The 11,541-nt window shown below is 67.9% G+C and carries 12 protein-coding genes; 5 read left to right on the top strand and 7 right to left on the bottom strand.

The window, feature by feature from the left end:
* The first annotated feature begins 219 nt into the window (after window positions 1-219).
* From rnr to sugE, 4 genes are all read left to right on the top strand, one after another.
* Entirely contained in the window at window positions 220-2,616 is a 2,397-nt protein-coding gene (gene rnr, locus PCA_RS06385) for a ribonuclease R (RefSeq protein ID WP_343204421.1), read from the top strand.
* A complete protein-coding gene (rlmB, locus tag PCA_RS06390) occupies window positions 2,613-3,359 on the top strand; it encodes a 23S rRNA (guanosine(2251)-2'-O)-methyltransferase RlmB (RefSeq protein ID WP_181301764.1) in 747 nt (248 codons plus the stop codon). The genes rnr and rlmB overlap by 4 nt, the downstream gene beginning before the upstream one ends.
* Window positions 3,356-3,622 carry a hypothetical protein gene (locus PCA_RS06395; RefSeq protein ID WP_181301765.1) on the top strand — a complete coding sequence of 89 codons (267 nt, stop codon included), beginning with the start codon at window positions 3,356-3,358 and terminating at the stop codon, window positions 3,620-3,622. Before rlmB ends, PCA_RS06395 begins: the two co-directional genes overlap by 4 nt.
* 94 nt (window positions 3,623-3,716) lie before the next feature.
* Complete coding sequence (sugE, locus tag PCA_RS06400) at window positions 3,717-4,040, top strand: quaternary ammonium compound efflux SMR transporter SugE (protein WP_181301766.1); 324 nt, start codon at window positions 3,717-3,719, stop codon at window positions 4,038-4,040.
* Between the two features lie 30 nt (window positions 4,041-4,070).
* Here sugE and phoU read toward each other — a convergent pair whose 3' ends face one another.
* The 6 genes from phoU to rnt form a co-directional block, all read right to left on the bottom strand.
* Window positions 4,071-4,802 carry a phosphate signaling complex protein PhoU gene (gene phoU / locus PCA_RS06405; RefSeq protein ID WP_181301767.1) on the bottom strand — a complete coding sequence of 244 codons (732 nt, stop codon included), beginning with the start codon at window positions 4,800-4,802 and terminating at the stop codon, window positions 4,071-4,073.
* Window positions 4,803-4,813: 11 nt separating this feature from the next.
* Window positions 4,814-5,629 carry a phosphate ABC transporter ATP-binding protein PstB gene (pstB, locus tag PCA_RS06410; protein ID WP_181301768.1) on the bottom strand — a complete coding sequence of 272 codons (816 nt, stop codon included), beginning with the start codon at window positions 5,627-5,629 and terminating at the stop codon, window positions 4,814-4,816.
* Window positions 5,622-6,491, bottom strand: a complete 870-nt coding sequence (pstA, locus tag PCA_RS06415; protein ID WP_181301769.1) for a phosphate ABC transporter permease PstA — start codon at window positions 6,489-6,491, stop codon at window positions 5,622-5,624. The genes pstB and pstA overlap by 8 nt, the downstream gene beginning before the upstream one ends.
* Entirely contained in the window at window positions 6,491-7,462 is a 972-nt protein-coding gene (gene pstC / locus PCA_RS06420) for a phosphate ABC transporter permease subunit PstC (protein WP_181301770.1), read from the bottom strand. Before pstC ends, pstA begins: the two co-directional genes overlap by 1 nt.
* A 150-nt stretch (window positions 7,463-7,612) precedes the next feature.
* Window positions 7,613-8,629, bottom strand: coding sequence for a phosphate ABC transporter substrate-binding protein PstS (pstS, locus tag PCA_RS06425; protein WP_181301812.1), 1,017 nt, complete (start codon window positions 8,627-8,629; stop codon window positions 7,613-7,615).
* A 139-nt stretch (window positions 8,630-8,768) separates the two neighbouring features.
* On the bottom strand, window positions 8,769-9,428 hold the full coding sequence (gene rnt / locus PCA_RS06430) for a ribonuclease T (RefSeq protein WP_181301771.1): 660 nt from the start codon (window positions 9,426-9,428) through the stop codon (window positions 8,769-8,771).
* Between the two features lie 194 nt (window positions 9,429-9,622).
* On the opposite strand from rnt, the gene PCA_RS06435 reads away from it, so the two are divergent.
* Window positions 9,623-10,921 carry a porin gene (locus PCA_RS06435; RefSeq protein ID WP_181301772.1) on the top strand — a complete coding sequence of 433 codons (1,299 nt, stop codon included), beginning with the start codon at window positions 9,623-9,625 and terminating at the stop codon, window positions 10,919-10,921.
* A 184-nt stretch (window positions 10,922-11,105) separates the two neighbouring features.
* Here PCA_RS06435 and PCA_RS06440 read toward each other — a convergent pair whose 3' ends face one another.
* Entirely contained in the window at window positions 11,106-11,534 is a 429-nt protein-coding gene (locus PCA_RS06440) for a DUF2501 domain-containing protein (RefSeq protein ID WP_181301773.1), read from the bottom strand.
* Window positions 11,535-11,541: the final 7 nt, after the last annotated feature.

Genomic DNA, 11,541 nt, shown 5'->3' on the forward strand with positions numbered 1-11,541 from the left:
CATCGGGCTGCGCCATTGGCGGCGCGGCACCCCACACAAGGCTATTTCGTGACCAAGAAGAACAAGGAAGGCAGGCGCGCGGGCACCCGCGCAGCGCCCCGGAACACCCCCGCCCGCGCCGGGCGGGCCGAGCAGGGGCCACCTGCCGGCAGACGCAGGCAGGCGGGACAGGCGCGCGACCCGCACGCCGAGCGCGAGGCGCAGCGCTACGAGCGCCCCATCCCCAGCCGCGAGGCCATCCTCGCCCTGCTGGAGGAACGTGGCGAGCTGCTCACCGAGGCGCGCATCGCCGAGGCGCTGGAGCTGCATGACGCCGACGACCTGTTCGCGCTGCACAAGCGACTGGGTGCGATGGTGCGCGACGGCCAGTTGCTGCTGGGGCGCCGCGGCGGCTATGCGCCGGTGCAGAAGCTGGACCTGATTCCCGGCGTGGTGCTGGCGAACGCCGAAGGCTACGGCTTCCTGCGCCCCGACGAAGGCGGCGAGGACCTTTACCTCTCGCCGCAGCAGATGCGCGGCGTGCTGCACGGCGACCGCGTGCTGGCCAGCGTGGTGGGCGTGGACCGCCGCGGCCGCCGCCAAGGCGCGATCGCCGAGGTGCTGCAGCGCCGTTCGCCGCGCCTGGTGGGCCGGGTGGTGGTGGAGAACGGCGTGACCCTGGTGGCGCCGGACGACCGCCGCCTGCACCAGGACGTGATGATTCCGCCCGGCGAGACCCAGGGCGCCCGCGCCGGCCAGATCGTGGTCGCCGAGATCACCGACCCGCCCACGCCGCACCGCGGCCCGCTGGGCGCGATCCGTGCCGTGCTGGGCGAGCGCCTGCAGCCTTCGCTGCTGATCGAGATGGCGATCGCCAGCCATGACCTGCCGCACGAATGGCCGCCCGAGGTGTTGCGCGACGCGGCCGAGGTGGAGCCGGAGGTCACCGCCGCCGAGCGCGAGGGCCGGATCGACCTGCGCAAGCTGCCGCTGGTGACCATCGACGGCGCCGACGCGCGCGATTTCGACGATGCCGTGTATGCCGAGCCGAAACGCGGCGGCGGCTGGCGGCTGGTCGTTGCCATCGCCGATGTCTCGCATTACGTGCCCGTCGGCAGCGCGCTGGACCGCGAGGCGTTCGAGCGCAGCACGTCCACGTATTTCCCCGGCTTCGTGGTGCCGATGCTGCCGGAGACGTTGTCCAACGGCATCTGCTCGCTGAACCCCAAGGTCGAGCGGCTGTGCATGGTCTGCGACATGGTGGTCGACGCCGAAGGCGAGGTGGCGAAGTCGAAGTTCTACCCGGCGGTGATGCGCTCGCATGCGCGGCTCACCTACGACCAGGTGTGGCAGGCGGTGGGCCTGCGCGAGGCCGGCGCGCTCGATGCGGTGGCCGACGTGCTGCCGCAGCTGGAAAACCTGCATGCGCTGTACAAGGCGATGGCGGCGCAGCGCAAGCGCCGCGGCGCGATCGACTTCGAGACGCCCGAGGTGAAGTTCAGCCTCGACCAGCGCGGCGAGGTGGTGTCGGCCGGCGCCACCGAGCGCAACGACGCGCACAAGCTGATCGAGGAATGCATGATCGCCGCCAACGTGCAGGCCGCGCTGTTCCTCGAAAAGAAGAAGATTCCCGCGCTGTTCCGCGCCCACGAGCCGCCGCCGGCGGAGAAGTACGAAGACCTGCAGCAGTTCCTGCGCGAGTTCAAGCTGCGCATGCCGCCGGTGGAGGAGGTGACCCCCGCCGACTTCGCCGACGTGCTGCGCCTGGTGGCCGAGCGCCCCGAGCGCGAGCTGATCCAGAGCGTGCTGCTGCGCGCGCAGAGCATGGCGGCCTACCAGCCCGACAACCGTGGCCACTTCGGCCTGGCGCTTTCGGCGTATGCGCATTTCACCTCGCCGATCCGCCGTTACCCGGACCTGCTGGTGCATCGGGCGATCCGCTACGCGCTCACCGGCGGCAAGCCCGCGGGCTACACCTGGACGCCGGCGCAGATGGCCACCATGGCGGTGCACTGCTCGCAGCGAGAACGCCGTGCCGAGGAGGCCGAGCGCGACGTGGACGAGCGCTACAAGTGCGCGTGGATGGCCAAGCACGTGGGCGAGGAATTCGCCGGCGTGGTCACCGGCGTCACCTCGTTCGGGCTGTTCGTGGAACTGGACGAATCCAAGGTCTCGGGCCTGGTCCACATCAGCCAGCTCAGCAACGACTACTACCATTTCGACCCGCAGCGGCACCTGCTGAAAGGCGAGCGCAGCGGCACGCAGTACCGGCTGGGCGACCACGTGCGCGTGCAGGTGCTGCGCGCCAGCCTGGAGGACCGCAAGATCGATTTCCGGCTGGCGGCGCCGCGCGCTTCCGCCGCACCACCGCCGCGCAGCGGGAAGTCTTACGATTACGCCGCGGCGGGCGAGCGTTATTCGCTGCCCGGCCGCAAGGCGTCGCCGCCGCCCGGTCGCCGGGCGGAAATGGTGTTGCCGCCGCTGCCGCCGCGCGATAATCCGCCGCCTGCCGCTGCGCGGCCGTCCACCAGGGCGGCGGAGAAGAGCGGCGGCAAGCAAGGCAAGGCCGTGCAGAAGGCGCCGCGCGCGGCGAAGAAACCGGCAAAGCGTCAACCGGAACCGAAAGGCAGGAAATGAGCGAGCACTGGATCGTCGGCATCAACCCGGTCGATGGCGCCCTGGGCAATGATGCCGCACGGGTGCGCGAGCTGCTGGTCGAGAACGGCCAGCGCAACACGCGCGTGCACGAGCTGGCCGAACGCGCGAAGGCGCTGAATATCCCGGTGCACCACCGCCCGCGCGAGCAACTGGACAAGCTTGCCGGCGAGGCGCGCCACCAGGGCGTGGCGGCGCTGTACGAGGCGCCGGCGCTGGTGGGCGAGGGCGATCTGCCCGAGTTGCTGGGGCAGGCCAATGGCGCGGCGCTGGTGCTGGTGCTGGACGGCGTCACCGATCCGCACAACCTCGGCGCCTGCCTGCGCAGCGCGGCGGCCGCGAATGCCACCGCGGTGATCGTGCCCAAGGATCGCGCCGTGGGCCTGACCCCGGTGGTGCGGCGCGCCTCGGCGGGCGGCGCGGACCGCGTGCCGCTGATCGCGGTGACCAATCTCGCGCGCACGCTGCGCAACCTGAAGGATGCCGGCGTGTGGATCACCGGCCTCGCCGGCGACACCGAGCAGTCGATCTACGGCATCGACCTGAAAGGTCCGGTGGCGGTGGTGATGGGCAGCGAGGGCGAGGGCCTGCGCCGGCTCACCCGTGAGACCTGCGATTTCCTGGCGAAGATTCCCATGCCGGGGGCGATGGAAAGCCTCAACGTTTCCGTGGCGACCGGTGTCGTATTGTTCGAGGCGTTGCGTCAAAGGAGCGGATTGCCATGACTTTCTACTGGCACGATTGGGCCGGCTACATCGGTGTGCTGCTGGTGCTGCTGGCATTCTTCCTGCTGCAGGCCCACAAGCTGCATGGCAACGGCTTGACCTACCAGCTCATGAACGTGCTGGGCGCGGTGGGCGTGATGCTGTCGCTGCTGTTCGGCAGCTTCAACTGGCCGGCCTTCGTCATGCAGCTCGCGTGGCTGCTGATCGGCATCTATGGCATCGTGCGCGGGGCGCAGCGGCGCCGCGAGGCGCGACTGCCCTGAAACCTTCGGCCCGGCGGGCCGGCCGCGGCGGGACGACCCGACGCGATATCCCACTGGCGGGGACGACTCCGCGCGACATCCAAGGAGTAGTCCCATGGCATGGCTTTATCTGGTACTCGCAGGCCTGTTCGAGATCGTCTGGGCGATCGGCCTCAAATACACCGACGGCTTCAGCCGGCTGTGGCCCAGCGTGGGCACGCTGGCGGCGATGGCGGTGAGCATGCTGCTGCTGGCGCTGGCAGTGAAGACGCTGCCGATCGGCACCGCCTATGCGATCTGGACCGGCATCGGCGCGGTGGGCGCGGTGATCCTGGGCATCGTGCTGTTCCACGATCCCGCCACGCCGTTGCGGCTGGCTTGCGTGACGCTGATCCTGCTCGGCATCGTGGGCCTCAAGCTGGCCGGCGGGGCGCACTGAGCGTGCGCCCCGCAGCGGCCGCGGCGACGTTCAGTCGTTGCGGCCGTCCAGCTTGGGCATGTCGGGGTTGGCGGTGAGGTCGCCCTTCTTGCGCTGGGCGGTGAGCGGCTCGCCGGTGACCTGGTACCACACGTTCTCGGCGATGTTGGTGGCGTGGTCGCCGATGCGCTCGATGTTCTTCGCCATGAACAGCAGGTGCGTGCACGGCGTGATGTTGCGCGGGTCTTCCATCATGTAGGTGAGCAGTTCGCGGAAGTAGCCGGTATAGGCGTCGTCCAGCTCCACGTCGTCTTCCCACACTTGGTAGGCGCGTTCGGCGTCGCCGTCGCGGTAGGCGATCAGCACTTCGCGCACCTCGGCGGCCGCCAGCTCGGCGAGGTGGGCGAGGCCGCTGGTGGGGTTGATGGGCGCGGCCATGGACAGCGGGATCGAACGCTTGGCCACGTTCGCCGCGTAGTCGCCGATGCGCTCGATGTCGGCGGCGATGCGCAGCGCGGCGAACACGTTGCGCAGGTCGCCCGCCATCGGCGCACGCAGCGCCAGCAGGCGCACCACGTCGTGGCTGATTTCCTGCTCCAACTGGTCGATCGCGTCGTCGTTGCCCACCACGTGCTGGGCGGCGCGCTCGTCGCGGCGCTCGACCACGTCGATCGCGGCCTCCAGCTGACGTACCGAAAGCTCGCCCATGCGTACCAGTTCGCCGGTGAGGCGCGCCAGCTCGTCATCGTAGCTCTTGATGATGTGTTCCTTGCCGGTGCTCATGATCGCCTCGCTCAGCCGAACCGGCCGGTGATGTAGTCCTCGGTCTGCTTCTTCGAGGGCTTGGTGAAGATCTTCTCGGTGACGTCGAACTCGATCAGGTCACCCATGTACATGAAGGCGGTGCGGTCGGAGACGCGCGCGGCCTGCTGCATGTTGTGGGTGACGATGACGATGGTGTAGTCGTGCTTGAGTTCCTCCACCAGCTGCTCGATGCGGCTGGTGGCGATCGGGTCCAGCGCCGAGGTCGGCTCGTCCAGCAGCAGCACCTCGGGCTTGAGCGCGATGCCGCGGGCGATGCACAGGCGCTGCTGCTGACCGCCGGAGAGGCCCAGCGCGCTCTGCTTCAGCTTGTCCTTCACCTCGTCCCACAGCGCGGCGCGGCGCAAGGCCTGCTCCACGCGCTCGGTCATGTCGGTCTTCGACAGCTTCTCGTGGTGGCGGATGCCGTAGGCCACGTTCTCGAAGATCGTCATCGGGAACGGTACCGGCTTCTGGAACACCATGCCGACCTTGCTGCGCAGGCGGTTCAGCGAATACCCGGAATCGAGGATGTTCTCCCCGTCCAGCAGCACCTCGCCGGTGGCCACCAGCTTCGGGTAGATCGCGTAGATGCGGTTGAAGATGCGCAGCAGCGTGGACTTGCCGCAGCCGGAGGGACCGATGATCGCGGTCACCACCTTCTCCGGGATGTCCATGGTGATGCCTTTCAGCGCCTCGGATCCGTTGTAGTGGAAGTGGAGGTCGCGGACCGCGATCTTGGTGGGCGTCGTGGTGTTGGTTTCCGCGGCGGCCGTGAAGTCCGCGGCGTTGGCGGCGAGGTCAGTCATAACGCACCTTGTGGCGGGAGAACAGCATTCGGGTCAGCAGGCTCAGCACGAGCACGAACAGCGTGATCAGCAGTGCGCCGGCCCAGGCGATGGTGTGCAGCGCGGGACTGGGGTCGTTCGTGTACTGGTAGATGGCCACCGGCAGGCTCGCCATCTTGTCCATCGGGTGCACGGTCATGAAATTGTTGCCGAACGCGGTGAACAGCAGCGGGGCGGTCTCGCCGGCCAGCCGCGCCAGCGCCAGCAGCACGCCGGTGACGATGCCGGAGGTGGCCGCGCGCATCAGCACCTGCACGGTCATCTTCCACTGCGGGACGCCCAGCGACAGCGTGGCCTCGCGCAGCGTGCCGGGCACCAGCTGCAGCATCTCGTCGGTGGTGCGCACGATCACCGGCAGGCCGATCAGCGCAAGCGCCACCGCGCCCGCGAAACCGGAGAACGACACCTGGCCGTGGGTGAAGTTGGACATCGGCAGCACCACGATCACGTACACGAACAGGCCGAGCACGATGGACGGGGCCGACAGCAGGATGTCGTTGAGGAAGCGTATCGTCGCGCCGAGCTTGGTGCGGTTCGCGTACTCGGCGAGGAAGGTGCCGGCGAGCACGCCGATCGGGGCGCAGATCAGCAGCGCCATGAGGTCCATGATCAGGCTGCCCGCGATCGCGTTCGCGAGGCCGCCTTCGGCGCCGTAGGCGGTGATCTTGGTGAACAGGCGCGGAGTGATCGCGGCCAGGCCGCTCTTCAGCGTCATCCACAGGATCCAGGCGAGGAACACCAGGCCCAGTGCGGTGGCGAACGCGCTGAGGCCCAGCGCGATCACGTTGATCGCGCGGCGACGCACATAGACGGAGGCGGCCATCAGTTGCCCTCCCGGCGCGCCAGCTGGCGCAGCATGAGGCGTGCGATCAGCAGCACCACGAAGGTCACCACGAACAGCAGGAAGCCCAGCGCGATCAGCGCCGAGCGGTGCGTGCCCACCGCCTCGTTGAACTCGTTCGCGATGGAGGAGGAGATCGAGGTGCCCGGCATCAGCAGCGAACTGGAGATGCTGTAGGCGTTGCCCAGCACGAAGGTCACCGCCATCGTTTCGCCCAGCGCGCGGCCCAGGCCGAGGAAGACGCCGCCGATCACCGCCGAGCGGGTGTAGGGCAGCACGATGTCCCACACCACTTCCCAGGTGGTGGAGCCCAGCGCGTAGGAGGATTCCTTGAGCCGCACCGGCACGGTCTGGAACACCTCGCGCATCACCGAGCAGATGAAGGGCAGGATCATCACCGCCAGCACGATGCCCGCGGTGAGCAGGCCCAGGCCCAGCGGCGGCCCCTGGAACAGTTTGCCGACCAGCGGCAGTTTGCCCAGCGTGTCGCTGAGCGCAGGCTCGATGCTGGCCATGAACGGCACGAACACGAACAGGCCCCACATGCCGTAGATGATGGACGGAATGCTGGCCAGCAGTTCGATCGCGGTGGCGACCGGACTGCGCAGCCAGGCCGGGGCGATCTCGGTGAGGAACAGCGCGATGCCGAAGCTCACGGGCACCGCGAGCAGCAGCGCGATCAGCGAGGTCACCAGGGTGCCGAAGATCGGCGCCAGTGCGCCGTAGTCGTCGGTGACCGGATTCCAGGCGTCGCTGGTGAGGAAACGGAAGCCGTCCTTGAACAGCACCTCGCGGCCGCCCCACAGCGTGGACAGCGCGGCGCCCAGCAAGGTGGCCAGCACCAGCAGGGCGCAGAACATCAGCAACCAGCGGAACCACCTGTCGTGGCGGGCGTCGATGCGGCTGCGCTGTTCGGCGTCGGAAGCGAGGTCGGTGGCAGGGATCGATGACATGCGGTTTCCGCTTTGGGATCTTTTTCTTCTCCCCGGGGAAGGGAGGAAATGGCCCGGGGGCCCGGACGAAGGCCCGGGCGTCGCGAATCGTCTCGCGGCGCCCGGGCCCGTGCCCAACCCCTCCGACACAGGAGGGGCTTCATCGCGAGCTTACTGCTTGAACTCGGTCTTCCAGTAGTTCTCGATCTGGGTTACCAGGCTGGGGGGCAGCGGCACGTAATCCAGCGAGCGGGCCTGTTCCTGGCCGTTCGCGTATGCCCACTTGAAGAAGTCGAAGGTGACCTTGCCGTTGGTGGCGTTCTTCGGCTGCTTGTACATGATCACCCACGAGGTGGCGGTGATCGGCCACGCATCGGCGCCCGGTGCGTTCGTCATCAGCAGGTTGAAGTTCTTCGCGTGCGCCCAGTCGGCGGTGTCGGCGGCGGCCTGGAAGGTGGAGGTCTTGGGCTCGACCACCTTGCCGGCGGCGTTCTTCATCACCGCATAGCCGATGTGGTTCTGCAGCGCGTAGGCGTATTCCACGTAGCCGATCGAGTTCGGGATCTGGCGGATATAGGCTGCGACACCCTCGTTGCCCTTGCCGCCGATGCCGGTCGGCCAGTTGATCGCGCTGCCTTCGCCCACCTTGCTCTTCCAGTCGGCGCTGACCTTGGACAGATAGTCGGAGAAGTTGAAGGTGGTGCCCGAGCCGTCAGAGCGGTGCACCACGGTGATCTTGGTGCTCGGCAGCTTGAGGCCGGGATTCAGCGCGGCGATCGCGGGGTCGTTCCAGGTGCTGATGTTGCCAAGGAAGATGGCGGCGAGCGTGGGGCCGTCCAGCACGAGTTTGCCGGCGGCCACGCCGGGCACGTTGAACGCCGGCACGATGCCGCCGATCACGTCGGGGAACTGGCCCATGCCGAACTTGTCGAGCGTCGCCTCGTCCAGCGGGATATCGCTGGCGCCGAAGTCCACGGTGCCGGCCTTGATCTGGGCGATGCCGCCGCCGGAGCCGATCGACTGGTAGTTGACGCGGTTGCCGGTCTTCTCGGCGTAGCTGGCAGACCACTTGGAGATCACCGGGTACACGAAGCTGGAGCCCGCACCGGTGATGTCGGTGGCTGCGGCGGACATGGCGCCGAACGAGCAAGCGGCGGCGATCGCGGTGAACGCGCCGAGGCGGAACATGAATCGGGGTGAGGTCAACACGGTGGCTCCTTGGGAGTGCACGGGCGGCGCCCGGTGTGCTCGCCATTGCAGCGGTGGCGTGTTGCAATGAAATGAGATGAATGTTTCAGTTGGATGACAATGCCGCCCGGAAGGGGGCTCAGCCGATGTCCAGGCCCATGCGGTCGCGCTCGAACATTTCCAGTTGGCGCCAGCGGTTGACGATGTCGCAAAAAAGTACGGCGGTACTTTCGGCGTCATAGATCGCCGAATGCGCCTCGCGCGTGTCGAACATGCGACCGGAGGCCTGCACCGCCTTGCTGAGCACGGTCTGGCCGTAGGCGAGGCCGCCCAGGGTGGCGGTGTCGAAGCAGCTGAAAGGGTGGAACGGGTTGCGCTTGTTGCCGGTGCGGCGCACCGCGGCATTGAGGAAGCCCAGGTCGAACGCGGCATTGTGTCCCACCAGGATCGCGCGCTGGCAGCCGTGCTCGCGCACGGCGCCGCGTACCGCCTGGAACACGTGTTCCAGCGCCGCGCGCTCGTTCAGGGCGCCGCGCAGCGGGTTGTCCGGGTCGATGCCGGTGATTTCCAGCGCGCGCGGGTCCAGGTTCGCGCCGGGGAAGGGCTCCACGTGGGCATGTACGGTGGCGTGCGGATGCACGAAGCCGTGCGCATCCATGCTTATGGATATCGCGGCGATCTCCAGCAAGGCGTCGCGCTCGGCGTCGAAGCCCCCGGTCTCCACGTCCACGATCACCGGCAGGAAACCGCGGAAACGTTCGGCCACGCGGCCGGCCATGCTGTTGTTGGAAACGTCCATCGACGAAGCATATCAGCCGCCGGGCGAGGGTCGCGGGGGTGCCGGCGGAGCAGGGTGTCTTCGTTCTGTCATGTTAAGTGCACGCAAACGTAAACACGGGTGAGCATGCTGCGCCCCGTTCATGCCTTGCCGGCCGGCGTAAGCCAGGGGACGGTCGAGGCGGATCCCGCCATCACCCATCAGTGGAGAAAAGCATGCACTCGAAGACGCTCGCCATCGCGATCGCCGCCGGCCTGGGCCTTACAAGCTTCGCGGCCAGCGCCGCCGCGCCGCAGAAGACCACGCACCACAAGGCCGCCACGCCGGCGAAGGCCGCGACGGTCACTGCCGCCGAGGTCGCCCAGCTCAAGGCCCAGCTCGCCGCCCTGCAGGAGAAGGTGGACGAGCTGCAGGCGCAGTCCAGCGCGCAGAACGAGGCGCAGAGCCAGACCGCGCAGGCCGTGCAGCAGGTGAAGCAGGAGAGCGCCACCCCGGCCGCCTCGCTGACCAAGCGCGTCGACGCGCTGGACAAGCTGGTCAACAACACCAAGATTTCCGGCAAGATGTTCTTCGACTTCAGCAACATCGACCAGAAGAACAGCGACACCGGCAAGACCGCGGCCAACGGCGTCGGCTTCGACGTGAAGCGCTTCTACCTGGGCGTGGACCACAAGTTCAACGACGTGTGGTCGGCCAACCTGACCACCGACTTCAACTACTCCAGCACGCTGGGCCAGACCAGCGTGCTGGTGAAGAAGGCCTACGTGCAGGGCAAGTTCGACAAGGCGGCGATCTTCCGCATCGGTTCGGCCGACATGCCGTGGATTCCGTTCGTCGAGAACGTGTACGGCTTCCGCTACGTCGAGAACACCATCACCGACCGCCTGAAGTACGCGAACTCGGCCGACTGGGGCCTGCACGCCTTCGGCGACGTGGGCGAAAGCAACATGTTCAACTATGCGGTGTCGGTGGTGAACGGCGCCGGCTACAAGAATCCGAGCCGCAGCAAGGGCGTGGACGTGGAAGGCCGCGTGGGCTTCATGCCGTTCGAGGGCATGACCGTGGCGGTGGGCGGCTACTCCGGCCACCTCGGCAAGGAAACCCAGCTCGCCAACGCCGCCCACACCGCGGAGCGTGGCGACCTGCTGCTGGCCTACGTCAACAAGAGCTTCCGCGTCGGTGCCGAGTACTTCACCGCGAAGAACTGGAACAACGTGATGACCCCGAAGGCGGACAAGGCCGACGGCTGGTCCGTGTGGGGCAGCGTGGCGCTCACCGACGAGCTGGCGCTGTTCGCCCGCTACGACGAAGCCAAGCTGAGCAAGGACCTGGACGGCAACGCCAAGGACACCTACTACAACCTCGGTCTGCAGTACCAGGTGACCAAGGGCTTCAAGCTGGCCGGCGTGTGGAAGCACGAGAAGGGCGACAAGTCGGTGGCCACGCCGCTGCCGCCGCACGTGCAGAACGTGAAGACCAACGAGATCGGCGTGTTCGGCGAAGTGGCGTTCTAAGCCGCATCCCGGGCGCCGTCGCCATGGCGACCGCCCCTTCTCGCAGGGAAGGGGCGGTCGGGCGACGGGAGCCGCGACACGCGCGATATCGGTATCGCTTATCGCAAGGGAGTTCGACCCAGGGACGGAAAACGGCGGGCACGATGCCCGCCGTTTGCTTTTTTGCCGATGGGTGGCGCAACGCTCAATGGCCGAGGAAGGACGACACCGCCTTGTCGGCCACGTGCTTGCAGGCCTGCTTCGCCAGGCCGCTCTTCAGGCTGCCCAGGTCGAAGCTCTTGCCGTTCCCCGCCTGCAGGATGCCGCCCAGGCCTTGCTGGTAGCCGCTGTCCTGCTTCGCCGTGGCCGCGCCGCCGAACTTGCCCAGCAGCTTTTCCTTGAGCGTGTCGGTGGCGCTGGGCAGGTAGCCGTGCGACTGGCAGTAGCCGAGCACGCCCGCGGCGTTCTGCGCGCTGCCCAGCGAGGACAGCGACGGCAGCGCCGAGGTCGAGCCGTGCTGGCCGAGCAGGCCGCCGGCGGCGCTCTTCAGCGAATCCAGGCTTTGCGCGGACGCCGTGCCGGCGAACGCCAGGGCGGCGGCGAGCAGCAGCGGGCGGACAGGGATGGCTTGCATGGGGAAA

This window comes from Rhodanobacter sp. PCA2 (assembly GCF_013620825.1).
Classification (GTDB): domain Bacteria; phylum Pseudomonadota; class Gammaproteobacteria; order Xanthomonadales; family Rhodanobacteraceae; genus Rhodanobacter_A.